This is a genomic window from Pseudomonas delhiensis (genome assembly GCF_900187975.1).
GTDB classification, from domain to species: Bacteria; Pseudomonadota; Gammaproteobacteria; order Pseudomonadales; family Pseudomonadaceae; genus Pseudomonas; species Pseudomonas delhiensis.
In genome coordinates this window covers 273,747-299,508 of the sequence record NZ_FZPC01000001.1, presented here as the reverse complement: position 1 = coordinate 299,508, position 25,762 = coordinate 273,747, and the positions used below count along the sequence as shown (strand labels likewise).

22 protein-coding genes are annotated in these 25,762 nt (G+C 69.4%); 7 read left to right on the top strand and 15 right to left on the bottom strand.

Annotation, left to right across the window (positions count from 1 at the left end; all coding sequences use genetic code 11):
- Positions 1-30: 30 nt before the first annotated feature.
- Positions 31-1,188 carry a 1-acyl-sn-glycerol-3-phosphate acyltransferase gene (locus CHC02_RS01350; RefSeq protein ID WP_089389716.1) on the bottom strand — a complete coding sequence of 386 codons (1,158 nt, stop codon included), beginning with the start codon at positions 1,186-1,188 and terminating at the stop codon, positions 31-33.
- A 136-nt stretch (positions 1,189-1,324) separates the two neighbouring features.
- On the opposite strand from CHC02_RS01350, the gene CHC02_RS01345 reads away from it, so the two are divergent.
- The 4 genes from CHC02_RS01345 to CHC02_RS01330 all read left to right on the top strand — a co-directional run bounded on the left by CHC02_RS01345 (position 1,325) and on the right by CHC02_RS01330 (position 3,978).
- Positions 1,325-1,507 carry a CPXCG motif-containing cysteine-rich protein gene (locus CHC02_RS01345; RefSeq protein ID WP_089389715.1) on the top strand — a complete coding sequence of 61 codons (183 nt, stop codon included), beginning with the start codon at positions 1,325-1,327 and terminating at the stop codon, positions 1,505-1,507.
- Positions 1,507-1,773: a putative signal transducing protein gene (locus tag CHC02_RS01340; protein WP_089389714.1), complete on the top strand. Its 267-nt coding sequence runs from the start codon at positions 1,507-1,509 to the stop codon at positions 1,771-1,773. The genes CHC02_RS01345 and CHC02_RS01340 overlap by 1 nt, the downstream gene beginning before the upstream one ends.
- An 18-nt stretch (positions 1,774-1,791) precedes the next feature.
- On the top strand, positions 1,792-2,409 hold the full coding sequence (locus CHC02_RS01335) for an SOS response-associated peptidase (RefSeq protein WP_089389713.1): 618 nt from the start codon (positions 1,792-1,794) through the stop codon (positions 2,407-2,409).
- Positions 2,410-2,607: 198 nt separating this feature from the next.
- The gene (locus CHC02_RS01330) at positions 2,608-3,978 is read left to right on the top strand and encodes a spinster family MFS transporter (RefSeq protein WP_089389712.1); all 1,371 of its coding nucleotides are present in this window, start codon (positions 2,608-2,610) and stop codon (positions 3,976-3,978) included.
- Positions 3,979-4,290: 312 nt separating this feature from the next.
- Here CHC02_RS01330 and CHC02_RS01325 read toward each other — a convergent pair whose 3' ends face one another.
- The 9 genes from CHC02_RS01325 to CHC02_RS01285 all read right to left on the bottom strand — a co-directional run bounded on the left by CHC02_RS01325 (position 4,291) and on the right by CHC02_RS01285 (position 17,917).
- A complete protein-coding gene (locus CHC02_RS01325; protein ID WP_089389711.1) occupies positions 4,291-7,344 on the bottom strand; it encodes a multidrug efflux RND transporter permease subunit in 3,054 nt (1,017 codons plus the stop codon).
- Between the two features lie 87 nt (positions 7,345-7,431).
- Positions 7,432-8,544: an efflux RND transporter periplasmic adaptor subunit gene (locus tag CHC02_RS01320; RefSeq protein WP_089389710.1), complete on the bottom strand. Its 1,113-nt coding sequence runs from the start codon at positions 8,542-8,544 to the stop codon at positions 7,432-7,434.
- A gap of 261 nt (positions 8,545-8,805) precedes the next feature.
- Positions 8,806-9,903: a DUF1513 domain-containing protein gene (locus tag CHC02_RS01315; protein WP_089389709.1), complete on the bottom strand. Its 1,098-nt coding sequence runs from the start codon at positions 9,901-9,903 to the stop codon at positions 8,806-8,808.
- An 87-nt stretch (positions 9,904-9,990) separates the two neighbouring features.
- On the bottom strand, positions 9,991-11,052 hold the full coding sequence (locus CHC02_RS01310) for an imelysin family protein (protein WP_089389708.1): 1,062 nt from the start codon (positions 11,050-11,052) through the stop codon (positions 9,991-9,993).
- Positions 11,053-11,062: 10 nt separating this feature from the next.
- Positions 11,063-12,481 carry a di-heme oxidoreductase family protein gene (locus CHC02_RS01305; protein WP_089389707.1) on the bottom strand — a complete coding sequence of 473 codons (1,419 nt, stop codon included), beginning with the start codon at positions 12,479-12,481 and terminating at the stop codon, positions 11,063-11,065.
- Between the two features lie 177 nt (positions 12,482-12,658).
- Positions 12,659-14,005, bottom strand: coding sequence for an imelysin family protein (locus CHC02_RS01300; RefSeq protein ID WP_089389706.1), 1,347 nt, complete (start codon positions 14,003-14,005; stop codon positions 12,659-12,661).
- A 150-nt stretch (positions 14,006-14,155) separates the two neighbouring features.
- Entirely contained in the window at positions 14,156-16,228 is a 2,073-nt protein-coding gene (locus CHC02_RS01295) for a putative bifunctional diguanylate cyclase/phosphodiesterase (protein WP_089389705.1), read from the bottom strand.
- Positions 16,229-16,421: 193 nt separating this feature from the next.
- Positions 16,422-17,003 (bottom strand): superoxide dismutase [Fe], encoded by a 582-nt coding sequence (gene sodB / locus CHC02_RS01290; RefSeq protein ID WP_043314054.1) that lies wholly within the window; start codon positions 17,001-17,003, stop codon positions 16,422-16,424.
- Between the two features lie 311 nt (positions 17,004-17,314).
- Positions 17,315-17,917 carry a LysE/ArgO family amino acid transporter gene (locus CHC02_RS01285; RefSeq protein WP_089389704.1) on the bottom strand — a complete coding sequence of 201 codons (603 nt, stop codon included), beginning with the start codon at positions 17,915-17,917 and terminating at the stop codon, positions 17,315-17,317.
- A 162-nt stretch (positions 17,918-18,079) separates the two neighbouring features.
- Between CHC02_RS01285 and CHC02_RS01280 the strand changes: the two genes are divergently transcribed.
- Positions 18,080-18,979: a LysR family transcriptional regulator ArgP gene (locus CHC02_RS01280; protein WP_089389703.1), complete on the top strand. Its 900-nt coding sequence runs from the start codon at positions 18,080-18,082 to the stop codon at positions 18,977-18,979.
- Here CHC02_RS01280 and CHC02_RS01275 read toward each other — a convergent pair.
- Positions 18,966-20,018, bottom strand: a complete 1,053-nt coding sequence (locus CHC02_RS01275; RefSeq protein WP_089389702.1) for a saccharopine dehydrogenase family protein — start codon at positions 20,016-20,018, stop codon at positions 18,966-18,968. The two genes, CHC02_RS01280 and CHC02_RS01275, sit on opposite strands and share 14 nt — an antisense overlap.
- Before the next feature lie 179 nt (positions 20,019-20,197).
- Between CHC02_RS01275 and CHC02_RS01270 the strand changes: the two genes are divergently transcribed.
- Positions 20,198-21,187 carry an NAD-dependent epimerase/dehydratase family protein gene (locus CHC02_RS01270; RefSeq protein WP_089389701.1) on the top strand — a complete coding sequence of 330 codons (990 nt, stop codon included), beginning with the start codon at positions 20,198-20,200 and terminating at the stop codon, positions 21,185-21,187.
- A gap of 90 nt (positions 21,188-21,277) precedes the next feature.
- Here the strand turns inward: CHC02_RS01270 and CHC02_RS01265 are convergent, their stop codons facing one another.
- Complete coding sequence (locus CHC02_RS01265; RefSeq protein ID WP_244160886.1) at positions 21,278-21,547, bottom strand: hypothetical protein; 270 nt, start codon at positions 21,545-21,547, stop codon at positions 21,278-21,280.
- Positions 21,548-21,810: 263 nt separating this feature from the next.
- On the opposite strand from CHC02_RS01265, the gene CHC02_RS01260 reads away from it, so the two are divergent.
- Positions 21,811-22,650 (top strand): kinetochore Spc7 family protein, encoded by an 840-nt coding sequence (locus CHC02_RS01260; RefSeq protein ID WP_089389699.1) that lies wholly within the window; start codon positions 21,811-21,813, stop codon positions 22,648-22,650.
- Positions 22,651-22,891: 241 nt separating this feature from the next.
- Here CHC02_RS01260 and CHC02_RS01255 read toward each other — a convergent pair whose 3' ends face one another.
- The 3 genes from CHC02_RS01255 to CHC02_RS01245 are packed head-to-tail and all read right to left on the bottom strand — an operon-like array spanning position 22,892 to position 25,500.
- Entirely contained in the window at positions 22,892-23,941 is a 1,050-nt protein-coding gene (locus tag CHC02_RS01255; protein WP_089389698.1) for an alkene reductase, read from the bottom strand.
- Entirely contained in the window at positions 23,938-25,140 is a 1,203-nt protein-coding gene (locus CHC02_RS01250) for an MFS transporter (RefSeq protein ID WP_089389697.1), read from the bottom strand. The genes CHC02_RS01255 and CHC02_RS01250 overlap by 4 nt, the downstream gene beginning before the upstream one ends.
- Positions 25,141-25,188: 48 nt before the next feature.
- Positions 25,189-25,500 carry an ArsR/SmtB family transcription factor gene (locus CHC02_RS01245; RefSeq protein WP_089389696.1) on the bottom strand — a complete coding sequence of 104 codons (312 nt, stop codon included), beginning with the start codon at positions 25,498-25,500 and terminating at the stop codon, positions 25,189-25,191.
- Positions 25,501-25,762 lie beyond the last annotated feature (262 nt).

Below are 25,762 nucleotides of genomic sequence, written 5' to 3'. Positions count from 1 at the left end.
CTCGGGCGCCCTTTTCGTTCATGCGGTGGCTCAGGCCTGCTTGAGCCGGTACTGGTTCAGCACCGGGTTGGCGTACTGCAGGACCAGGTAGGGGCGGTGCTCCGGCGGGCAGCCCTGCAGGCGCTGCTGCCACTGCTCGCGGGCCCGGCGCAGCTCCTCGGCGCCGAACAGGCTCCCGGCAGCGGGCACGGCCAGGGCCGGGTCGCGCAGCTCGGACATCTCGTACGCCAGGTAGTGCACCGGGAACAGCCGGTAGTTGCCGAGTATCTGCCGGTCCAGGGCGGCGGCCAGTTGCTTGGCGTCGGCGTACTCGCCGTCCATCTCGGTGCCGAAGTTGATGTGCACGCGGCCTTTGTAGCCGGTGATGCCCTGGGCGATGCTGGCATCGTCCTCGCCCGGCGCCTTGCGGTATTCGCCGGTGCTGGCGCGGGTGTACAGCTCGCGGGCCTTGGCGGCGTCGCAGGGGTCGTACTCGTAGCTGATCGACACCGGGATCAGGTGCAGCTCGCGGGCCACCTGGGCGAAGGGCTCGTCCTTGCGGCTCATGTGGAACATCTTGAGGATCGCCGAGTCGGTGCGGTCGTCACCGTCCTTGGCGCGGCCCTCGGCCTGGGCGATCCACACCGACTCGCCGTCGTGGCGGATCGAGTGGTTGATGTAGGCCGAGAGGGTGTTGTAGGCCGCCAGCTTCTCGCGCCGGCCGCTGATCGAGCGGTGCACGATGAAGCTCTTGTTCAGGCGCATCAGGTCGCTGACGAAGGGCCGCTGCAGCAGGTTGTCGCCGATGGCGATGCGCGGCGTCGGCAGCTTGGCGTGGTAGATGGCGTAGTTGCAGAACGCCGGGTCCATCACGATGTCGCGGTGGTTGGCGATGAACAGGTAGGCGCGGCCGGGCTTGAGGCTCTCCACCCCCGAGTAGGTCACGCCGTCGGTGGCGTGCTCGATGGTGCGGTCGACGTAGGGCTCGAACTTGTCCTGCAGGGCCACCACGCTGCGGATGCCGGTGACCTCGCGGGCCAGGCGGTGGGCGATCAGCGGGCGCAGCAGCCAGCCGAAGGGGCGCGACAGGCGCGGATAACGATAACGCGCCAGAATACCCAGGAAGGCGTCGTCGCTCAGCAGGCGCTGGAGAACGGCCGGGACTTCGGCGTCGTTGTACGGTCGGATGGCTTCGAACTCGCCCATCATGCTCTCTTGTTCATGGGTGTAACTGGCACGGCACGCGTCTGGCGCGGGCCTCTCCCCCGGAAAACCGGCCATGCCCGCGGGCCTGGCCGGATAAAAAGACCGCGGGAGTATAACGGAAGTCACAGGGGACCTTCAGATGCTCGAGACCCAGGCTTACCGCTGCCCCTACTGCGGGGAACCGGCCGAGGCCGTGCTAGACCTCTCCGGCGGCGACCAGAGCTACTATGAAGATTGTCCGGTGTGTTGCCGGCCCATCCTGTTCCAGCTGTACACCGACGGCGCCCAGTGGTCGCTGGAGGTTCACCGGGAGGACGACTGATGCAGCGAGTCTACGAACCGGCCGACCTGGCCGAGGCCGAGTTGCTGGCCGGCATGCTGGCCAGCGAGGGCATCGCCTGCCACCTCGGCGGCCGCCACCTGCTCGGCGGCATCGGCGAGTTGCCGCTGCACGGCCTGCTGCACCTGTGGGTCGACGACGAGGCCGCGCAACAGGCGCGGGAGCTGATCCAGGCGTACAATGCCGCGCAGCCGTTGCCCGGCCCCGCCGACGAGTTCGGCCCGGCCAGCGGCGTCCTGCTCTGTTGAGGCCGCCCTGGAGCGCCGATGACCGCCCGCTTTGCCCTGTTCCGCTGGACCCGCGAGCTCGCCGAGCTGCCGGGCTTTCCCAAGGACCACCCGCCGCACTGGAACCTCGCCCCCGGCGCGCAGCTGCTGATGCTGCGCGAGGAGGCCGGCGCGCGCCGCGCCGACCTGGCCCGCTGGGGCCTGACCCCGGCCTGGCTCACCGACCTGTCGCGCACCCCCGCCCACGCCCGCGCCGAAACCCTGGCCGAACAGCCGATGTTCCGCGAGGCCTTCGCCCGCCGTCGCTGCCTGGTGCCGGCCAACGGCTTCTACGAATGGCGCGGCGTGCGCAAGCGCCCCTACTGGGTGGCCGGCGCCAGCGGCCTGAGCTACTTCGCGGCGGTCTGGGAGGCCTACCCGGTGGATGGCCACACCTGGCTGAGCCTGGCCCTGGTGACCCAGGCGGCCGGCCCGATGCGCCGCCCGCTGCTGCTGGAAAGCGAGGAGGAGAGGGCGCTCTGGCTGGGGGACGAGACGCCGCTGCCCAAGCTGCTGAGCCTGCTGGCGCGGCCACAGGTGCGGCTGCGGGAGCAGGCGCTGGCGAGCATAGTCAACGATCCGGCTTGCGATGGACCGGAGTGTTTGACGCCGGCTTAGTACGGGGGCGTTGAGGGGGCTTTCGTAGGAGCGAGCAAGCTCGCTCCTACGAAAAGCCTTCCCACCATCCGCCTTATCATCCAGAGGCCGCCACTCGCATTCAGCTGCCTGATAGTGCGCGCCAGTTTCCCCCGCACTTGCCTAAGCTGCAGGCCACCCCTTCGCTCTGGCCGCGTTGGCGGCGAACAGGAGTTCGGCATGCACAATAACAACAACGGCTACCCCTCCAGTGCCGTGGCCTGGTCCACGGTGGCGATCCTCATGGTCGCCTATGTCCTGTCGTTCATCGACCGGCAGATCCTCAACCTGCTGGTCGGGCCGATCCGTCGCGACCTGGTCATCAGCGACACCCAGATGAGCCTGCTCATGGGCCTGTCCTTCGCGCTCTTCTACACCCTCTGCGGCATCCCGCTGGGGCGCATGGCCGACAGCCGCAGCCGCCGCGGGCTGATCACCGTCGGCGTGCTGATCTGGAGCGCCATGACCGCGGCCTGCGGCCTGGCCCGGCAGTACTGGCAGTTCCTGCTGTTCCGCGTCGGTGTGGGCGTGGGCGAGGCGGCGCTGTCGCCGGCGGCCTATTCGCTGATCGCCGACAGCTTCCCGGCGCAGCGCCGGGCCACCGCCATCAGCGTGTATTCCATGGGCATCTACCTGGGCTCCGGGCTGGCCTTCCTGCTCGGCGGGCTGGTGATCAAGTTCGCCTCGGCCCAGGGCGACGTGCACTTGCCGCTGCTGGGCGAAGTGCGGCCCTGGCAGCTGATCTTCCTGATCCTCGGCGCCGCCGGGGTGCTCTTCACCCTGCTGATGCTGGCGGTGAAGGAGCCGCAGCGCCACGGCGTGGGCGCCGGCGTCGAGGTGCCGATGCGCGAGGTCGGCGCCTACCTGCGGGCCAACCGCAAGACGGTGATCTGCCACAACTTCGGCTTCGCCTGCATCTCCTTCGCCAGCTACGGCAGCGGCGCCTGGGTGCCGACCTTCTTCGTCCGCACCTACGGCTGGGACGCCGGCCACGTCGGCGTGGTGTACGGCAGCATAGTGGCGGTGTTCGGCTGCCTGGGCATCGTCTTCGGCGGGCGCCTGGCCGACCGCTGGGCCAAGCGCGGCAGGACCGACGCCAACATGCGCGTGGGCCTGCTGGCGGCCTGCCTGGCGCTGCCGCTGTCGGTGATCTTCCCGCTGCTGGACGACGCCAACCTGGTGGCCATGCTGATGGCGCCCACGGTGTTCTGCCTGAGCATGCCCTTCGGCGTGGCGCCGGCGGCGATCCAGGAGATCATGCCCAACTCCATGCGCGGCCAGGCCTCGGCCATCTACCTGTTCGTGGTCACCCTGTTCGGCCTGGGCGTCGGCCCCACGGCGGTGGCGCTGGTCACCGACTTCGTGTTCCACGACGACATGGCCCTGCGCTACTCGCTGCTGATCGTCACCAGCCTGGCGCTGCTGGGCGGCGTGCTGCTGCTCGGCCTGGGCCTGAAGCCCTACCGCCAGAGCCGCGAGCACCTGCAGAACTGGAGCCTGCAGCGCGAGGCCGGGCAGGACAAGGGCGGGATGCAGCGGCAGCCGGCGTAGGGCGCCATTTCCCGGTCAGCGCCTTGGCCGGGGTCGGGCCATCGCGGACGGAGTCCTACGTCCGTGCTCGACCGTAGGGCGAATAACCGTTCGCGGTTATCCGCCGTTGGCCGGAACGCCGGTGCCCGACGGCGGCGGCGGATAACGCCGTAGGCGTTATGCGCCCTACGGGTTGGAAAGAGGCGGCGCAGCCTGCAAGACAGTTGCTCCTACGCCCCCACCTGCACCGCCCCCATGTAGGAGCGCGCCTTGCGCGCGAATCGCGGGCAGGGTCCGCTCCTACAGTCTTTGGCGAGACACGGTATCGTCCGTTCAGTGCGCCGGCGTCGGTTCGGCCGCGGGCGCCAGGTCCTTCTTCGCCAGCAGCGTGTACACGCAGGGCAGCACGAACAGGGTGAAGAGGGTGCCCACGCTCATGCCGGTGGCGATCACCACGCCGATGTCGAAGCGGCTCACCGCGCCGGCGCCGGTGGCCAGCAGCAGCGGGATCACCCCCAGGACCATGGCCGCGGTGGTCATCAGCACCGGCCGCAGGCGGATGGCCGCGGCTTCCTCGATGGCCTCGCGCACGCCCAGGCCGCGCTCGTGGCGCAGCTGGTTGGCGAACTCGACGATGAGGATGCCGTGCTTGCTGATCAGCCCGATCAGCGTCACCAGGCCCACCTGGGTGTAGATGTTCAGGCTCGACAGGCCGAGGAACAGCGGCACCAGCGCGCCGCAGATCGACAGCGGCACCGTGACCATGATCACCAGCGGGTCGCGGAAGCTCTCGAACTGCGCCGCCAGTACCAGGAAGATCACCGCCAGGGCCAGGGCGAAGGTCAGCATCAGCGCGTTGCCTTCCTGGACGAACTGCCGCGAGGCGCCGGCATAGTCGAAGGCGAAGCCGCGCGGCGACTCTTGCTCGGCTATCTGCTTCACGCTGTCGATGGCGTCGCCCATGCTCACCAGCGGCACGCCGGAGATGATCGCCGAGTTCAGCTGCTGGAACTGGTTGAGCTGGCGCGGCCGCGCGCGCTCGTGCAGGGTCACCACGGTGGACAGCGGCAGCAGCTCGCCGCGGCCGTTCTTCACGTAGTAGCTGCCCAGCCAGCCGGGGTTCTCGCGGAAGTGCCGCTCGACCTGGGCGATCACCTTGTAGCTGCGCCCGTCGATGGTGAAGCGGTTGATCTCGCCCTCGCCCAGCAGGCTGGCCAGGGTGACGCCCAGGTCCTGCATGGACACGCCCATCTGCGCGGCCTTGGCGCGGTCGATGTCGACCACCAGCTCCGGCTTGTCGAAGGCCAGGTCGAGGTCGAGGAAGGCGAACTTGCCGGATGCCTCGGCGCGCTTCTTCACCCGCTCGGCCACCTGCAGCAGCGACTCGTAGTCGCTTGCGGTGTTGATCACGAACTGGAACGGCAGGCCTTCGCCGGTGCCCGGCAGCGACGGCAGGTTGAAGCCGAAGATCTGCAGGCCGGGGATCTTGTCCAGTTCCGCCTGCACCGCGTGGAGCAGTTCCATCTGGCTGCGCTGGCGCTCGTCCCAGGGCTTGAGCAGCATGCCGCCGATGCCGGTCTGCACGCCGTTGTAGCCGTTGATCTGGAACGCCGAGTAGTACTCGGGGAAGGTGCGGAAGATGCCCTCGAACTGGCTGGTGTACTTGTTCAGGTAGTCCAGGTTGGCGGTCTGCGGCGCGTTGGCCATGAGGAAGACGATGCCCTGGTCTTCCTCCGGCGCCAGTTCCTTGTGGGTGAACACCAGCAGCAGCGGGATGATCGCCAGCACCAGCACGCCGAAGGTCAGCACCACCGGGCGGTTGTCCAGGGTGGCGTGGAGGCTGCGCTGGTAGCGCCGCTTCAGGGCCTCGAACATCAGGTCCAGGCGGTGCGCCAGGCCGCTGGGGTTCTCCTCGTGGCGCAGCAGGCGCGAGCACATCATCGGCGACAGCGTCAGCGCCACTATGCCGGAGATGATCACCGCGCCGGCCAGGGTGAAGGCGAACTCCTTGAACAGCGCGCCGGTCAGGCCGCTGAGGAAGCCGATGGGGGCGTACACCGCGGCCAGGGTGATGGTCATGGTGACCACCGGCACGGCGATTTCCCGCGCCCCTTCGATGGCGCCCTGGAAGGGCGACTTGCCGTCCTCGATGTGGCGGTGGATGTTCTCCACCACCACGATGGCGTCGTCCACCACCAGGCCGATGGCGAGCACCATGGCCAGCAGCGTCAGCAGGTTGATGGAGTAGCCCATCAGCTGCATGAAGAACAGCACGCCGATCATCGACAGCGGGATGGTCACCACCGGGATCAGCACCGAGCGGAAGGCGCCGAGGAACAGGAAGACCACCACTATGACGATGAGGATGGCCTCGCCGAGGGTCTTCACCACCTCGTCGATGGAAGCCTGGATGAAGCGCGTGGCGTCGTAGGCGATGGACACCTTCAGGTCCGGCGGCAGCTGTTCCTCCAGCTCGGGCATCTTGGCGCGGACTTCCTTGATCACGTCCAGCGGGTTGGAGCTGGGCGTGCCCTTGATGCCGATGTACACCGAGGGAATGCCGTTGAACGAGCTGACCGAGTCGTAGCTGGCCGCGCCCAGTTCGACCCGCGCCACGTCGCTCATCAGCACGCGGCGATCGCCGAGGGTCTTCAGCGGGATGGCGGCGAAGGCCTCCGGCGACTTCAGGTCGGTGGCGGCGTTGACGCTGGTGACCACCAGCTCGCCCTTCACCTCGCCGGCGGCGGAGAGGAAGTTGTACTTGCGCACGGCGTCGTCGATGTCGCTGGCGGTGATGCCGTAGGCGGCCATCTTCACCGGGTCCAGCCACAGGCGCATGGCGAACACCTGGTTGCCGAGGATCTCCGCCTCGGCGATGCCCGGCAGGGTGGCGAGCTTGGGCTGGATCACCCGCGACAGGTAGTCGGTGATCTGCGGGTTGTCCATGTGCTCGCTGTAGAAGCTGATGTACATCAGCGCCGAGGCGTCGGCGGCTTCCTTGTCCAGCACCGGGTCCTCGGCGTCGGGTGGCAGCTGCGTCTTCACCTCGCCGATCTTCGACAGCAGCTCGGTCACCAGGCGGTCGGTGTTGGCGCCGATGTGCGCGTAGATGGAGATCACCGAGTAGTTCTGCCGGCTCACCGAGGTCATGTAGTCGATGCCCTCGGCGCTGGCCAGGCTCTGCTGCAGCGGCTGGGTGATGTAGCCCTGGATGGTCTCGGCGTTGGCCCCGGCGTAGAAGGTGGTGACGGTGATGAGCGCGTTCTCCATCTGCGGGTATTCGCGGATCACCAGGCGGCTGAAGGCCTGCATGCCGAGCAGGACGATCAGCAGGCTGACCACCGTCGCCAGCACCGGGCGGCGGATGAAGGGATCGGTAAAGGCCATGGTTCCAGTCCTTTGTCGTTGCGCCCGCGCGGCCGTGGCCGGGCGGGGTTCGGCGGCCGCGGGGGCCGCCCTGTGCATCGGTTGCGGTCAGCGCACGTCGTCGACGATGGCCACCGGCGTGCCGCTGTCCAGCTTGAGCTGGCCGCTGGTCACCACCGGCTCGCCGGCCTTCAGGCCGTCGAGGATCACCGCCTTGCCTTCGCGGCGCTCGCCGACCTTGACGAAGCGGCGCTCCACGGCCAGCAGCGGCTGGCCCTTGGCGTCGTTCTGCGGCTTGCCGTCCTGGTCCTGTTTGGGCACCACCACGTACACCGAGTTGCCGTACAGGGTGAAGGCGATGGCGGTTTCCGGCACCACCACGCGCTGCGCGGTTTCCGGCAGCTGCACCTCGAGGCTGGCGAACATGCCTGGCAGCAGCTTGCCGTCGGGGTTGGCCATGGCCGCGCGCACCTGCAGGTTGCGCGTCTCGTTGTCCACCCGCGGGTTCAGCGCCTGGATGCGCGCCTCGAACACCTGGCCTGGGTAGGCCGCGACCGTGACCAGCACGCGCTGCCCGACCTGCAGGCGGGGGAAGTCCTGTTCCGGCAGGAAGAAGTCCACCAGCAGGGTGGAAAGGTCCTGCAGGGTGGCGATGGGCGTGCCCGGCGAGACGTAGTCGCCGACGTCCACCTGGCGGATGCCGATGGTGCCGTCGAAGGGGGCGAGCACGCGCTTCTTCGCCAGCGCCGCCTTGAGCTGCGCGACCGTGGCGCTGGAGCGCTGCAGCTGCGCGGCCAGGCGGTCGAACTCGCTCTTGGAGATGGCCTGGCGGCCGACCAGGCTGCGGCCGCGCTCGAATTCCACCTGGGCCAGGTTGAGGTCGGCCTCGGCGGTGCGCAGGGTGGCGGCCTCGACGTCGTTCTCCAGCTGCACGATGGGCTGGTCGACGCGGACCTTCTCGCCGGAGGCGAACAGCACCTGGCGCACGGTGCCGGAGGCTTCGGCGGTGAGCACCACGCCCTGGTTGGCGCGCAGGGTGCCGATGGCCGGCAGGCGGCTCTGCCAGGTGAGCGCCTCGGCCTTCACCGCGGTGACGCTGACCGGCGGGCGCGGCGCGGTGAACTGGGCGATCTGCTTCTGGATGGAGAGATACTTGGAGCCGGCGAGCACCGCGACTATGACGGCGACCGCGCCGAGCATGATCAGCATGCGGCGCAACATGTTCCTGTTCCTTGGTGAGTGCCTGGCGGCTCTGCGCCGCGAGAGGCCCGCTCCTGCATGGCCGGCCCTGCGTTCGCGGGACTGCATCGCTTCCCGGAGCCTGTCGGGAATGCCCCGTTGCGGGGCAGAAGTGCGCACATTAGATGGAGTTCGCTTCCGCGTCAAAGTACCTTGATTGCAGGACGTTTCCCCCGCCGGGGGATTTAGCGCGCCCCCGCAAGGCGAGCGCGCCCTCTGCGCCGAGGGCCCGCCGGGCGCGGCTCAGGAGGCCAGGTGCAGGTGGTTGTCCCAGAACGCCGGGGGCAGTTGCAGCGGCTGGGCGGCGATCTTCTCGCCACGGCAGTCGTAGAGGCGGCAGCGGCCCTGGCCGGAGGTGACCACGAAGCCGTCCTTCACCGCGCCGACGCCGGCGCAGTCGGGCAGCGGCGCGTCCAGGCGCAGGGCGCCGCTGTCCAGGTCCCAGATGAAGAAGCGGTTGCCGCGCGGCGCGGTCAGGGCCACCAGGCGCAGTTCGTCGTGCACCGCCACGCTGGCGGTGTACTGGACCATGGCCTGGCGTTGCTCCTCGCCCAGCGGGAAGCCCTGGAAGGCCTGCCCCGGGCGCTTGATGGCGAGCAGCTCGGCGGCCTCGTGGGCGTCGCCCATGAACTGCTGGCAGGCGACGATGGTGCCGTCGGCGGCGATGGCCAGGTGGCGCACGCTGTTCATCTGCTGGGCCAGGGTTTCCTTGGAGATCAGCGCGCCGTCGCGGCGCATCAGCACCAGGCTCGGCTCCATGGCGTCGAGGTTCATCTCGACCCGGCTCTCGGCCTCGGTGCGGATGCCGCCGTTGGCCACCACCAGGGTCTCGCCGTCGGGCAGCCAGGCCACTTCGTGGGGCCCCAGGCCGTGGGTCGGCACTTCGCCGGCGTGCGCCAGGCGCTCGCCGTCGAAGCGGTAGATGCCGAGCAGGCCGCGGCCCGGGTCGGTGGTGTCGTTCTCGGTGGCGTAGAGCCACTCGCCGTCCCCGTGCCACACGCCGTGGCCGTAGAAGTGGCGGTCCGGCTGCGAATCGAGGGTCTGCAGCAGGCGGCCGTCCTCCAGGCTCACCAGGTAGCTCTGGCGCCCCGGGCGGCGGGCCACGAACAGCGCCAGCGGCAGGCTCGGGTGCTGGACGATGGCGTGGCAGCGCAGGCCCACCTCGGTGGCGAACGCGCACTTGCCGTCCAGGCGGTAGCCCACCGCGTAGTGCTTGCCGTCCGCGTCGTCGCGGGCGGACAGCAGCAGGGGCTCCCGGCCCTTGCGCGACAGCGTCCAGCCGCCGAAGGAGAGGGCGCCGAGCAGCAGGCTGCCCAGGCCGATCACGTGACGTCGCAGCATGGCGTTCACCTCTTTCACATCGTTGCCTTGACCTGGCGAGCTGGCGCCAGGCGTCTCTCCAACGACGCCTGGCCGACGCCCGGCCGGTCAGTCGCCGTCGTTGGCGTTGAAGCCCAGCTGCACGCCCAATGCCTTGGCCAGCTCGCCCTCGTGCAGGCGGTGGACCACGTTCAGGCTGTCGTACAGCTCGTTGAGCTGCTTGATGCCGGCGTCGTCCTTGAGCAGTTCGCCCAGGGGCTGCCTGAGCGCGGCGAACTTGCCGTGGACGTCGGCGTAGGCGGCGTCGATCTTGCCGGCCAGGTCCTTCTGCTCGCCCGGCAGCAGGGCGCGCAGGCCCTTGCCGTCGGAGCCCTTCCACAGCGCCTCGGCGCCGTTCAGGCTGGATTCCAGGCTGGCCAGGGAGGCGTCGCTGCGCCAGTTCTCGGCCTGGAACGGCTGCGGGATGCCCTTGCTCTGGCGGCCCAGCGGGGTGCCGAGCTTCTTCTTCAGCATGTCCAGGGCGGTGACCTGCACACGGAGCATCTCGGCGATGGCCTCGTGGGCGTCGGCGTAGCGCTCGTTGGGGAACTTGCTCATCTGCGCGAGCATGCCGTTGTCGGCCTTCCAGCGCGCCAGGATGTCCTGGGCCAGGGCCTGCTGGTGTTCGCCGATGGCTTCCAGCAGCGGGCAGTAGCGCGCGCGGGTAGCGGCGTCTGCCAGGTCGATCCTGGCGTCGAAGAGGATGTACTCGTAGGCGGTCAGGCCCTGCACCACCACGCTGGACTTGGCCAGGGTGGCGGGGGTGATCTGCGCGCCGCCGCTGAGCAACTGCTCGACCTGGCGCGCCACCAGGTTCTTCTTGTCCGGGTAGAACTGCACCTGCCAGGCGCGGTTGCCCTCGGCCAGCGGGCCGATCAGCAGCGGCTGCAGCTCGGCCCAGGCCTTCTGCGCGGCGACGAAGTCGGCGCGAGCCTTGGCCAGTTCTTCCTTGCCCTGGCAGAAGGCCAGGGAACTGGCGGCCAGCGCGCGGTCGGCGTCGACCCAGCGGCCGTAGGCCGGCAGGATCACCTGCTGGGCCAGCGCGGCGCTGGTGGTCGCCTGCGGGTCCTGCGGCGAGCAGGCGCCCAGGGCGATGGCGAGGCTGGTGAGCAGTAGTCGGGGGCGGAACATGTTCGGCTCCTTAGAGTGAATTCAGGAAGTCCAGCAGGGCGCTGCGCTGCGCGGCGTCGAAGGCCAGTACCCGCTGCCTGGCCGCCTCGGCCTCGCCGCCGTGCCAGAGCACGGCTTCCAGCAGGTTGCGCGCGCGCCCGTCGTGGAGGAACTGGGTATGGCCGTTGACCACCTCGGTCAGGCCGATGCCCCACAGCGGCGGGGTGCGCCAGTCGCGTCCGCTGGCGAGAAATTCCGGGCGATTGTCCGCGAGTCCCTCACCCATGTCATGTAGTAGAAGGTCGCTGTAGGGGCGGATCACCTGGTTGGCCAGTTCCGGCTCGGCGGCGTCGGCCCCGGTGGTGAACTTCGGGGTGTGGCAGCCGGCGCAGCCGGCCTGGTGGAACAGCGCCTTGCCGGCCAGCACCTGCGGGTCGTCGACCTTGCGCCGCGCCGGCACCGCCAGGTTGCGCGCGTAGAAGGCGACCTGGTCGAAGATGCGCTGGCTGACCTCGGGCTTGCCGCCGTCGACGGCCTGGCGGCAGGCGACCTGGGCTTCGGTGCAGTCGTCGGCGGCCAGCAGGGGGCTGGTCAGGCCCATGTCGCCGGAGAAGGCGTGGGCGTTCTGCTGCGCCACGTCGGGCTGCCCGGCCTTCCAGCCGAAGCGGCCGAGCACGGTCTGCTGGCGGGCGTCGTCCCAGACGCGGTTGGCGCGGCCGCGGATGCCGTCGCCGTTGCGGTCCCCGGGGTCGGCGTTGGCCAGGATGGCGGCCTCGGGGATGGCCTCCAGCAGGCCCAGGCCGATCATCGGCGGGGCGACGCGGGCGGAGAACTGCGTGTCCGGGTGCATGGGGCCGTAGCCCAGCTCGGTCAGGCGCAGGATCGGCTTGCGCAGCTCGACCTCGGTGCCGTCCCTGAAGCTCACCTTCACCGGCTCGTAGTCCACGCGCACCCGCGCCTCGGGCGCCACGCCGGGGATCGCCGAGTCCTGCAGCTGGCCGCCGTAGACCGGCTCGGGCACCACGCCCAGGCGCTTGAGGGTGCGGGCGTCGCCGGGCCCGGCGGGGATCGACAGGCGCACCAGCATGGACACCGCGTTGATGTCCTTGGGCCCCGGCGGATGGCCGCGGCCATCCTTGATGTGGCAGTTCTGGCAGGCGTTGGTGTTGTACAGCGGCCCCAGGCCGTCGCGCGCGGTGGTGGTGGTGGGCGCGATCACCCAGGGGTTGCGGAAGAAGCTGTTGCCCACGCTGAAGTCCAGGCGGCGGCTGGGCGTGAGGTTGCCCGAGGGCATGGAGTAGGCGTTGCGGTCGGCCTGGTAGACGGTGGCGCCGCCGCCGGACAGCGCCTCGCCCGGTTCGGCCACCGCCCTGGGCTCTTCGCGACCGCAACCGGCGAGGGCGAGGGTGGCGAGCAGGGCGGCGAGGGTGGCGGTTGGACGGCGGTACATCGAGGCGATCCAGGCTGAAAAACGGGCGGGCCATCTTAGCAGTTGGGCAAATGCAAATATTAAAAATTTGTATTCGCTATTGCCGCGTCGGCCCGGATGAAATGCCAAGGCCCCGGCTAGCGGGGCCTTGGCTCAACCGGCATGCGCCGCGGCGGGTTGCCGCAGCGCGGGCGTCGATCAGAACTGGTGATCGGCGTTGTCCGGCTTCAGGTCCTGGATGCCCAGGGCGGCGGCGGCCTTCTCGATGGCGCCGGTCTGCTTGACCAGGGAGGCGATGGTGTCGCTGATGATCTTGTGGTCGGCCTCGTCGGCCGGGGCGATCATCTGGTCGAAGTGCACGCCATCCTTTTCGGCGCGGTCGACGATGGCCTGCATCCTGGCCTGGGTGGCGTCGAGGTCGGCCTTCAGGTCGGTGTTGGCCTGGGCATCGGCCTTGGCCACCAGGTCGGCCACGCTCGGGCCCTTGACCACGCTGCCGTCCACGCGCTTGTACTCGCCCAGGTAGATGTTGCGGATGCCTTCGGCGTTGAAGTACAGGGTGTGGTGGGTGTTGTCGCTGAAGCAGTCGTGCTCGTCTTCGGTGGAGTTGGCTTCCAGGGCCACCTTCATGCGCTCGCCGGCCAGCTCGCCCAGGGACAGGCTGCCCATGCCGAAGAAGATCTTGCGCAGGTTGGCGTCGGCGCCGTCGGCTTCCAGCTTGGCGCGGTAGTTGTCGGCGACGCCGGCCTTCCAGTTGCCGACCATTTCCTCCAGCTGGGTGACCAGCAGGTCGGTGACCGCCTTCAGGTAGGCCGCGCGGCGGTCGCAATGGCCGTTGGTGCAGTCCTTGCCCTGGACGTAGTCGGTGTAGGGGCGGTTGCCGGCGCCGGGCTTGGTGCCGTTGAGGTCCTGGCCCCAGAGGAGGAACTCGATGGCGTGGTAGCCGGTGGCGACGTTGGCCTCGGAGCCGGCCACTTCGTTCAGGCTGGCCAGCTTCTCGCCGGTGATTTCCTTGACGTCGATCTTGTCTTCGCCGACCTGGATCTCGGTGTTGGCGACGATGTTGGCGCTGGCGGCCGGGTTGCCCTCGGCGTGCTGGTAGTCCTTGGCGACGTAGTCGATCAGGCCTTCGTCCAGCGGCCAGGCGTTGACCGCGCCTTCCCAGTCGTCGACCACCTTGTTGCCGAAGCGGAAGGCTTCGCTCTGCGAGTAGGGCACGCGGGCGGCCAGCCAGGCCTGGCGGGCGGCCTTGAGGGTTTCTTCGCTGGGCTTGGCGAGGAAGGCGTCGACGGCTTTCTGCAGGTCCTTGGCGGTGCTCAGGGAGTCGCTGAAGACGGCCTCAGCCATGTCCGCGTAGTTCTTCACCACGGCCTTGACCGCGGCCTCGTCGACCTTGGCGGCCGCCGGGGCGGCGCCCTGGGTGCTGGCGGCCGGCGCGGCTGCCTGGCTGGCCGGGGCGGAAGCTTCTTTCTTGTCGTCGCCGCAGCCGGCGAGGGAGATGGCGATGGCCAGCAGGCTGGCGGTGGCCCAGGGCATACGAGTCATGACGGGTTCCTTAGCATGGGGTGGCGCGAAAGTGTATGCGCAGAGAAAGCGGCAACATAATGCGAAAGATTTGCATTTTTGAAAAGGCCGTGCGAGCAATTCGCCAGCCATTGGCCAGCGCGGCTTCTTTTTCAGGGGTTGGCCGGGGCCTCAGCGCCGCTCGATGCTGGAGCTGCCGGCGGCCTCGGCCAGGCGCCGCGCCTGCTTCAGGTAGAGGGTCAGCTCGCGCGCCGGCAGCGGCTTGCTGTACAGGTAGCCCTGCCCCTCGTGGCAGCCCTGGGCGATGATGTACGCCTCCTGCTCGAGGGTCTCCACGCCCTCGGCGATGACCTGCATGCCCAGGCTCTTGCCCAGCTGGATGATGGCCCGGACGATGGTGGCGTCGTCGTCGTCCTGCAGCAGGTCCTGGACGAAGCTCTTGTCGATCTTGATCTTGTCCAGCGGCAGGCTCTTCAGGTAGCTGAGCGAGGAGTAGCCGGTGCCGAAATCGTCGATGGCGATCAGCGCGCCGGCGCGGCGCAGGCTGAGCAGGTGCTGGGCGGCGGTGGAGATGTCTTCCATCAGGCCGGTCTCGGTGACCTCCAGCTCCAGCGAGCGCGGCGGCAGGCGGTGGATCTGCAGCAGGTTGCTGACCACCCGCGGCAGGGCGTTGTGGCGCAGCTGCACGGTGGACAGGTTGACCGCCAGGCGCAGGTCGTCGAAGCCCTGGTCGTGCCATTCGCGCAATTGCTTGCAGGACTGGTCGAGCACCCATTCGCCGATGGCGAAGATGCTGCCGTTCTGCTCGGCCAGAGGGATGAACAGGTCCGGCGCGACCCAGCCCTGGGTCGGGTGCTGCCAGCGCAGCAGGGCCTCGACGCCGACCACGCGGTGGTCGCGGTAGTCCACCTGCGGCTGGTAGACGATGTGCAGTTCGTTGCGCGACAGCGCCTCGCGCAGGTCCTTCTCCAGCTCGCGGCGGCGGCGCATCTCGCTGTCGACGCTGGCGATGTAGAACTGGTAGCGGTTGCGCGAGCGGGTCTTGGCCAGGGTCATGGTCTGCTCGGCCTTCTGCAGCAGCTTCTCGGTGCTCTCGCCATCCTCGGGGTAGAGGGTGATGCCGATGGTGGCGCGCAGCTGCACCGGCTGCTCGTCGAGCTGGAAGGGCAGCTCGAGGTCGTCGAGGATCTGCTGGGCCAGCTCCGCCGCCTCGTAGGGCTGCTCGACGTCGGCCTGGACCAGGGCGAACTGGTCGCCGCCCAGGCGCGCCAGGGCGCCGAGCTGGGCGCTGTGGCCGCGCAGGCGGTCGGCCAGGGCGATCAGCAACTGGTCGCCGAACTGGTAGCCGTGCTGCTCGTTGATGCCCTTGAAGTCGTCCAGGCCCAGGCACAGCACCGCCACGCGGCGCTGCTCGCGGCCGGCGTCGGAGAGGATCTGGTCCAGGCGCTGCTGCAGCAGCTTGCGGTTGGGCAGGCCGGTGAGGAAGTCGTACTGGGAGATGCGCAGCAGGCTGTTCTCCGCCTCGCGGCGCAGGTGGCCGTTGCGCTCGATGGATTCGAGCAACTGGTTGGCGGTGTTGATCCACAGCCCCAGTTCGTTGTGCTCGTGGCCGGCCAGCATCGGCAGCTTGTGCTCGCCGGGGCGGTCGGGGTTGATGCTGGTGAGGTGGTCGATGATACGCCACAGCGGCTTGGTCAGCAGCCAGTGGTAGACCAGGAACAGCACCAGGCCCATGGCCAGGGCGCGGAGGATGCCGGAGAGGAAGATGATCACCGAGGTGACCACGAAGTCCTGGCCGTAGGGCGCGGTGTCCAGGGTGATCTTCAGGTCGCCGTAGTATTCGCCGGGCTCGCCGCGGCCGACCAGGCGGATGGAATAGTGCTGCTCGGGGCCGAGGATGGGGTCGGTGAGCCAGCGGGTGGGCGAGTCCAGCAGCGGGCGGGATTTTTCCGCCAGCATGGGCTCGTCGGGGTGGCCGATGGCTGCGTAGCGCACCGCTTCATGCTGGAACAGGCCTTCGAGCACCTGCATGGCCATGTCGCGGTCCAGGCTGTAGACCGCCTGGGTCGACGGGTCGCGGACCATGGCGAGGATCCGCTGGGCGTCGTTGTGCACCGCCTGCCGCGCCTTGTGGGCGTCGAAGACGATCTGCGCGCAACTCAGGACGACCCCCACCACCAGCGCCGCGAGCAGTACGACGCGCAGCAGCTTGAGGGAGAGCCTGTGCCGGGGGTCCAGTTTCAAGGGTGCTTTCCTTGTTCATCGCCATCCGGCGAAAGACTGGTCTGAGTATTGGCAAACGGAGCTTTGACGTCAAAGGGCCATCACCCTTTTTCCGACCAAATCCGCACCTCAGGTTAGCCGAGCCTTGCCCTTCTGGCGCGCAGAAAGCAGAAACCCGGCTCCAGGCCGGGTTTCCGCGGGTGAGCCGAGGGTATCAGGCAGCGAAGTTCTTCGCCACGTAGTCCCAGTTCACCAGGTTCCAGAACGCCTCGACGTACTTCGGACGCAGGTTGCGGTAGTCGATGTAGTAGGCGTGTTCCCACACATCGCAGGTCAGCAGCGGGGTGTCGCCGCTGGTCAGCGGGTTGCCGGCGCCGATGGTGCTGGCCAGGGCCAGGGAGCCGTCGGCCTTCTTCACCAGCCAGGCCCAGCCGGAGCCGAAGGTGCCGATGGCGGTCTTGGTGAACTCTTCCTTGAACTTGTCGAAGGAACCGAAGGCGGCGTTGATGGCGTCGGCCAGGGCGCCGGTGGGCTGGCCACCGCCGTTGGGAGCCAGGCATTCCCAGTAGAAGGTGTGGTTCCACACCTGGGCCGCGTTGTTGAAGATGCCGCCCGAAGAGGTCTTGACGATGTCTTCCAGGCTCTTGCCTTCGAACTCGGTGCCGGGGATCAGGTTGTTCAGGTTGACGACGTAGGTGTTGTGGTGCTTGTCGTGGTGGTATTCCAGGGTTTCCGCGGAAATGTGCGGCTCGAGGGCGTTCTTGGCGTAAGGCAGCGGCGGCAATTCGAAAGCCATGGTGTCTCTCCTATCTTCCTCAGGTCAGGGCTAGCGCGGCGAACGCGCGACCGGTACACGGGGCCGGTTCGGTGATTGTCGCGGCATCGTACGTAGCGCCCCTGTTCCGCAGAACGGGGCGCGCGTCGGGTGCGTCCAGCAGGCCTGGCAGGCTGGCGCCGCGAAGGTCGGATCATAGCACCCGCCCCCCGGCATATCCACGCAGCAACTGTAGGGGCAAAGCCGCGCGCCAGCGCCGGTGCGCGGCGTTCCCGTGCACTGGGGTGGACTGCCGTGGGGCCCGGGGGTTCGATCCGTTTCGCCGCCGGGGCTCAGGCGGCGAACACCAACTGGCTGGCCATGCCCAGCATCATCACCGCCACCATCAGGTCGACCAGGCGCCAGGTGGCCGGGCGCGCCAGCCAGGGCGCGAGCCAGGCGGCGCCCAGGGCCAGGGTGAAGAACCACAGCAGCGAGGCGCTGGCCGCGCCCATGGCGTAGGCGCCGGGGGCGGCCTGCTGGGCGCCGAGGGAGCCGATCAGCAGGACGGTGTCGAGGTACACGTGGGGGTTGAGCAGGGTCACCGCCAGCGCCGCCAGCAGCACCGCGCGGCGCGAGCGCGGGCCGGTCTGCCCGGCGTCGGCCATGGCCTGGGGGGCGATGGCGCGGCGCAGGGCCTTGGCGCCGTACCAGACCAGGAAGATCACCCCGCCCCAGCGGGCCACGGCCAGCAGGGTGGGGTTCTCCGCCAGCACCTTGGCCAGGCCGAACACCCCGGCGCTGACCAGCACGGCGTCGCACAGCACGCAGAGCGCGGCCACCGACAGGTGATGCTCGCGGCGCAGGCTCTGGGCCAGGACGAAGGCGTTCTGCGCGCCGATGGCGATGATCAGGCCGGCGGCCACCAGCAGGCCGTTGAGGTAGCTCTGCCACATGTTCAGGCCCTCCCCTGGCGGCGCTGCAGCGAGGGAACGGGGATGGTCACGCCAGGCATGGTCGGGCTCCGGTGGGTGGGTTCGGGGGGAATGCCTGGCGAGTCTGGGGCCTGTGCCTGTATAAGGAAAACGAATCCTGTTGATGGCTCATTAGGAAAACTGATGTTCGACTACAAATTGCTCGCGGCCCTGGCCGCCGTGGTGGAGCAGGGCGGCTTCGAGCGCGGCGCCCAGGCCCTGGGCCTGTCGCAGTCGGCGATCTCGCAGCGCATCAAGCTGCTCGAGGCGCGCGTCGGCCAGCCGGTGCTGGTGCGCGCGGCGCGGCCGCAGCCCACCGAGCTGGGCCGCCGCCTGCTCAACCACGTGCAGCAGGTGCGCCTGCTGGAGGGCGACCTGCAGCAGTGGGTGCCGGCGCTGGACGAGGGCGGCTCGCCCGAGCGCCTGCGCCTGGCGCTCAACGCCGACAGCCTGGCGACCTGGTGGGCCGATGCCGTCGGCGACTTCTGCGCCGAGCGCAAGGTGCTGCTGGACCTGGTGGTGGAAGACCAGGAGGTGGGCCTCAAGCGCATGCGCGCCGGCGAGGTGGCCGGTTGCCTGTGCGCCAGCCCGCGGCCGGTGGCGGGCGCCCGCAGCGAGCCGCTGGGGGCGATGCGCTACCGCGGCCTGGCCAGCCCGGCCTTCATCGCCCGGCACTTCCCCGGGGGCGTGCGGGCCGAGGCGCTGGCGCGGGCGCCGGCCATCGTCTACGGCCCCGACGACCAGTTGCAGCACCGCTACCTCGCCGACCTGGGCGTGGACGGCACCTTCATCTACCACCTGTGCCCCTCGTCCGAGGGCTTCGTGCGCATGACCTGCGGCGGCCTGGGCTGGGGCCTGGTGCCGGAACAGCAGGTGCGCGGCGAGCTGGCCCGCGGCGAGCTGGTGGAGCTGCTGCCGGGCCAGGTGATCGACGTGCCGCTGTACTGGCACCACTGGCGCAACGGCGGCGAGCTGCTCGCCGCGCTGACCGCCCACCTGCTGCGCCGGGCCGCGGCCAGCCTGGTGCCGATCAGCCGCGGATGACGATGCGCCCGCTGCCCGGCAGGGCCTCCACGCAGCGCGGGCCGAACAGCTGCGACGGAGTGAAGTAGCCGCCGGGGCCGTGGTGGCCGAGCAGGTGGCGCACGGCCAGGAGCACGCCGTGCACGGTGACGTCGTAGCCGTTGGCGGTCTCCAGGCGCGCCGTGCGCCGCTCGCCGCGGCCGTTGCGCGCCTCGCCCCAGACCCAGGTGCGCAGCCGGCTGCGCGCCTGCTCGTCGGGGCCCTTCACGCGCCGCTGCACCTGCTGCTTGAGCCAGTGCTGGACGCCGTCGCGGCCCAGCAGCGGGCGCAGCGGGTCGATCAGGCGCATGCCAAGGGCCGCCAGCGGCGGCGCCGGCAGGTACACCTCGATATTGGGGATGCCGGTGCTGTAGAAGGCGGTGGCGACGTCGCCCCAGGGAATGCTCACGGCGTGCTTGAGGCCGCGGCCGAAGTCGATGTCGCGGCGCTTGTAGCCCAGCGGCACCTCGACCAGGCGGCCGTCGCGGCGCACCTTGCCGCCCAGCTTCAGGCCTTCCACCGTGGTCTTGGCGGTGCCCGGCGAGAGCCCGCTGCCGGTGTCGAAGCCCAGCGCCAACTGGGTGGCGTCGGGCAGCGCCTCGGCCAGGCAGGCGGCGACGCAGTCGGTGGGGATGACGTCGAAGCCGACGCCGGGGCAGACCACGCAGCCGGCGGCGCGGGCGCGCTCGTCGAGGCCGTGGGCGTGTTCGAAGACGCCGATCTCGCCGGTGATGTCGACGTAGTGCGTGGCATTGGCCAGGCAGGCCTCCAGCAGGGGCGCGGCGGTGGCGGAGAAGGGGCCGGCGCAGTTGGCCAGCACGGCCACGTCGGCCAGGGCCCCGGCTGCGCCGTCGGCGCCGAACACCCGGCACTCCAGGCCCAGCACGCTGCCCAGCGCCTGCACGGTGGCGGGGTCGCGCCCGCCCAGCAGCGGGCTCAGGCCCTGGCGCCGGGCCTCCTCGGCCACCAGGCGGCCGGTATAGCCGTTGGCGCCGTAGATCATCCAGTAGGGCTTGCTCATTCGGAGGCCTCGCACAGGGAACGGGGAAGGATCGCCGTGGTTCTAACCGGCCGCGACACGGCTTGTCACCCGGCCGCGAGTCGGGCGGCCGGCAAGGACGCTGTTCTGGCGTGCGCGGCCAGCGTGGCCGGGCGGGTGGCCTGCTAGAGTCGGCAGACAACAACTATAGAGGTGCGTGCATGAAGATTCTGGTCACCGGCGCGAGCGGGTTCATCGGTGGGCGTTTCGCCCGCTTCGCCCTGGAGCAGGGCCTGGCGGTACGCGTCAACGGCCGCCGCGCCCAGGCCCTGGAGCCGCTGGTGCGGCGGGGCGCGGAGTTCATGCCGGGCGACCTGGCGGACGCGGCCCTGGTGCGGCGCCTGTGCGATGGCGTGGACGCCGTGGTGCACTGCGCCGGCGCGGTGGGCGTGTGGGGCCCCTACGAACACTTCCACCAGGCCAACGTGGTGATGACCGAGAGCGTGGTCGAGGCCTGCCTGAGGCAGGGCGTGCGGCGCCTGGTGCACCTGTCCTCGCCGTCGATCTACTTCGATGGCCGCGCCCACGTCGGCCTGAACGAGGACCAGGTGCCGACGCGCTTCGCCAACCACTACGGCGCCACCAAGTACCAGTCGGAAAAGGTCGCCCTGGGCGCCGCCGAGTTCGGCCTGGAGGTGCTGGCGCTGCGCCCGCGCTTCGTCACCGGCGCCGGCGACACCAGCATCTTCCCGCGGATGATCGCGGCGCAGCGCAAGGGCAGGCTGAAGATCATCGGCAAGGGCCTGAACAAGGTCGACTTCACCAGCGTGCAGAACCTCAACGACGCCCTGTTCAGCGCGCTGCTGGTCACCGGCACGGCGCTCGGCCAGGCCTACAACATCAGCAACGGCCAGCCGGTGCCGCTGTGGGACGTGGTCAACTACGTGATGCGCCGCCTCGACCTGCCGCCGGTGACCGCGCACATGCCCTACCCCCTGGCCTGGTCGCTGGCGGCGCTGAACGAGGGCCTCTGCTACCTGCGCCCGGGCCGCCCCGAGCCGGTGCTGACGCGCATGGGCATGGCGGTGCTGGCCAAGGACTTCAGCCTGGATATCGGCCGCGCCCGCCAGTTCCTCGGCTACGAGCCGCGCGCCAGCCTGTGGGACGCGGTGGACGAGTTCTGCGACTGGTGGAAGGCCAGCGGCCTCTGAAGCGTCCGTCGCGGCTTCCATCGCTTTCGTAGGATGGGTGGGGCGCAGCGAAACCCATCGCCCGGGATATTGCTGCGCTCGACCCCGGCGTCACCCGCGCAACGGTCCCGAGTAATGCCGTTGCCCGGACTCGCTGGGCAGGAAGCTCGGCTCCTGCACCACCCGCGGCAGGCGCACGCCGCTCAGTTCGCTGAGGCGCTGGCCCAGCTCGCGGGTGCCCTCGCGGCTGGAGCCCTCGCAGGCGTGCAGCATGAGCGCGATGGCGTCGGCTTGCTGGAACTGGATGTCCAGCGCCTGTTCCTCGCGCAGACGGCGGCGCAGTTCGCGCATGCAATCCAGGATGGCCTTGTTGAATTCGATCACCCAACTCCCTCCCCCGCAGTGGGCGCCAGGGTGGCGCCGGTGCTGAGGCGGAGCAAGGCATATGCCATACTGTCGCCTCGCCACTATTTCCGCGGCCTGGCGGGAACCCCGGCCGCGCCGGCGTGGTCTCTGCCAGGGCCGGCGCGCGCCGCCGCGGTGCGCCGCGCCCCCCGATGGCGCGCTGTCCAAGGTCCCGGCGCGAACGGATATACTGCGCCCTGCGCAGGCGCCATGCCGCTTTCCCTCCACAGGTTTCCTTCATGCGTAACGACAGTTTCGACGACTTCGACGATGTGCCCAGCCTGACCACCGACGCCGCCGACCGCGACGAGTTCGGCCACCATCCGCGCCGCGTCTACGAGCCCGACGGCAAGCGCCTGGCGCCCCAGCCCAAGGGCGGCGCCAGCACCGGCCCGCTGTGGGCGCTGGTCGCGGCCATGGCCATCGCCCTGGGCGCCGTGGCCTGGTGGAGCCACCAGCAACTGGCGCTGATGGAGCAGCAACTGATCGCCACCCAGGAAAGCTTCGCCAAGATCAGCGAGGAAGCCGCCGGCCGCCTCGACGACATCCGCGGCAAGTTCGTCCAGAACGAATCCTCCGTCACTAGCGAGCGCGAGCAGCTCAAGCTGCAGGTCAAGCAGTTGCAGGGCCGGCTCGCCGACCAGGCGCGCCAGCAGCAGGACTCGCTGTCGCAGATCGACGGCCAGCAGGCCAAGCGCCTCGACCAGTTGAGCAACGAGCTCAAGGCCCAGCAGGACAGCGCCGCGCAACTGATCGCCCAGCTCGACGGCAAGATCAAGTCGCTGGCCGACGAACAGGCGAAGGTGAAGAGCCTGCAGGGCGACCTGGCCAGCGCCAACGCGCAGATCCAGAACCTGAGCGCCGACATCGCGGCGCTGAAGAAGCGCGGCGACCAGAGCCAGTCGATCAAGAGCATCCAGGACGACCTGCTGATCCTGCGCAGCGAAGTCGAGGGCAAGCAGGGCCAGCAGGGCGGCAGCACCGCCGAGTTCGACGCCTTCCGCGCCCAGGTCACGCGCAACATCAACGCGCTGCAGGCGCAGGTGCAGAACCTCCAGCAGCAGCTGACCAACCGTTGAGCATCCGTGTAGGAGCGGGCCCTGCCCGCGATTCGCGCGCAGGGCGCGCTCCTACATAGCTTCTGAACGGTATTCACTGGCGGCTTTCGTGCTTTGGGTTGGCTCCGTTCCCTCTCCCCAGCCCTCTCCCTGAAGGGGGAGGGCTGGGGAGAGGGGCTCTTGGCTCTTCGCATACGAAAAGCGCCACGCCACAAACGAAAAGGGCGCCTTCAGGAGGCGCCCTTTTCTTCATGCCCAGCCCTTACAGCCGCGGGTAGTCCAGGTAGCCGACCGGGCCCTTGGCGTAGAAGGTCTCCGGGTGCGCCTCGTTCAGCGGCGCGTCCTTGGCCAGGCGCTCCACCAGGTCCGGGTTGGCGATGAAGGGGATGCCGAAGGCCACCGCGTCGGCCTTGCCGCTGGCCAGCCATTCGTTGGCACTGGCCTTGGTGAAGCGCTCGTTGGCGATGTACGGGCCGCCGAAGATTTCCTTCAGTTTCGGGCCGATGCTGTCCGGGCCCTCCTTCTCTCGGGTGCAGATGAAGGCCACGCCGCGCTTGCCCAGCTCGCGGGCCACGTAGCCGAAGGTGGCCAGCGGGTCGGCATCGCCCATGTCGTGGGAGTCCATGCGCGGCGCCAGGTGCACGCCGACTCGGCCGGCGCCCCAGACTTCGATGGCGGCGTCGGTGACTTCCAGCAGCAGGCGCGCGCGGTTCTCGATGGCGCCGCCGTAGCGGTCGCTGCGCTGGTTGGTGCTGCTCTGCAGGAACTGGTCGAGCAGGTAGCCGTTGGCGCCGTGGATCTCCACGCCGTCGAAGCCGGCGGCCTTGGCGTTCTCGGCGCCCTGGCGGTAGGCCTCGACGATGTCGGCGATCTCCTCGGTCTCCAGGGCGCGCGGGGTGACGTATTCCTTCAGCGGGCGCACCAGGCTGACGTGGCCGGCCGGCTTGATGGCGCTGGGCGCCACCGGCGTCTCGCCGTTCAGGTACAGCGGGTCGGAGATGCGGCCCACGTGCCACAGCTGCAGGAAGATGCGCCCGCCGTTGGCGTGCACGGCCTTGGTCACGTTGCTCCAGCCGCGCACCTGGTCGTCGGACCAGATGCCGGGGGTGTCCGGGTAGCCGACGCCCATGGGCGTCACCGAGGTGGCTTCGCTGAGGATCAGGCCGGCGTCGGCGCGCTGGGTGTAGTACTCGGCCATCAGCGCGTTGGGCACGCGGCCCTCGTCGGCGCGGCAGCGGGTCAGCGGGGCCATGATGATGCGGTTCGGCAGTTGCAGGTCGCCGAGGGTGATGGGGTCGAAGAGCGTGGTCATTGCTGCGGTGCTCCGTTACGGGGTTGATCCGGGGTTCGGTCGAGGACGGGTTGCGTCTGGTTGGGCCTGCCGCTGAAGGCGATCATTACCGCGATCAGCGCCAGCACTGCGAGCAGGGCGCCGGCCAGGGGCACGCGGGTCAGGCCCAGGCCGTGGTCGATGACGCTGCCGCCGACCCAGGCGCCGACGGCGTTGCCGACGTTGAAGGCGCCGATGTTCAGGGTGGCGACCAGGTTGGGCGCGCCCTGGCCGACGCGCACCACGTTGACCTGCAGGGCCGGCACGGCGGCGAAGGCGGCCGCGGCCCAGAGGAACAGGGTGACCTCGGCCGGCAGCAGCGAATGGCTGGTCCAGCTCAGCGCCGCGGAGACCACCGCCATGGTGGCGAAGACCCCCGCCAGGGTGGTGCCCAGGCGCCAGTCGGCGAGGCGGCCGCCGAGGATGTTGCCGAGGGTCAGGCCCAGGCCGATCAGCACCAGGGTCCAGGTCACGCCGCGCGGCGACACCTGGGTGACCTCGCCCAGCAGCGGGGCGACGTAGGTGAACAGGGCGAACACCGCGGCGGAGAACAGCACGGTGGTGCCCAGCGCCAGCCACAACTGGCCGCTGCGCAGGGCCGCGGCTTCCTGGCGCAGGTCCACGGCTTCCTCGTCATGCCCGGCGGGCAGGATGCGCCACAGGCCGATCAGCGCGAACACGCCGATGACCGTCACCACCCAGAAGGTCGAGCGCCAGCCGGCGGCCTGGCCGAGGGCGGTGCCCAGCGGCACGCCGAGCACGTTGGCGAGGGTCAGCCCGGTGAACATCAGGGCCACGGCGGAGGCCTTGCGGTTGGCCGGCACCAGGCCGGCGGCGACCACCGAGCCGATGCCGAAGAAGGCGCCGTGGCAGAGCGCGGTGACGATCCGCGCCAGCATCAGCATGCCGTAGCTGGCGGCCACCGCGCAGAGGAAGTTGCCGAGGATGAAGATGCCCATGAGCATCAGCAGCGCGCGCTTGCGCGGCAGCCTGGCGGTGAGCAGCGCCATGATGGGCGCGCCCACGGCCACGCCGAAGGCATAGCCGCTGACCAGCCAGCCGGCGCTGGGGATGGAGACGGCGAGGTCGCCGGCGACGTCCGGCAGCAAGCCCATGATGACGAATTCCGTGGTGCCGATGGCGAACGCGGACAAGGCGAGGACGAGAAGCGGAAGGGGCATGCGCCTGCTCCTGGAAAAGAGTGGGATGTTCTAGGCAGTTCGCTGCGGCTACAGCGCTTCGCTCAGGTGGCGAACAAAGGCCGCGATGGTTTCCTCATTGCGTTTGAAGAAATGCCACTGGCCGATTTTCCGACTGGTCACCAACCCGGCGCGCTGGAGGGTGGCCAGATGCGCCGAGACGGTGGATTGCGACAACCCGGTGCGCTGGTCGAACTTCCCGGCGCAGACGCCGATGGCGAAAGGCTGGTGCTCCTGCTCGTCGAAATAGCGCTCCGGGTCCTTCAGCCAATGCAGCATGTCGCGCCGCACGGGGTGGGCCAGGGCCTTGAAGATTTCGTCGAGGTTCAGTGCTTCGCTCATCGCTGCCTTTGTGTGTATCGCTTGGGAACGAACTATATATCGATGAAAAGCGATATGAATTCGTTTGGGTCGATGATGATGATCGATGGGGTTGATAGTAGGCGGCCGCGGCCGGTGCCGGGAGGCACGATGGGCCGATGGCAATCCGAGTAGCCGGCGATGCGTTCCAGGGTAACGCTCGCGTCGGGAAGCGCCCTCGGACAATGGGAGGGCTTCCGCCAGAGTACTTGGCAAATGGACTGGGAGCGCCCGGCCGGCGTCA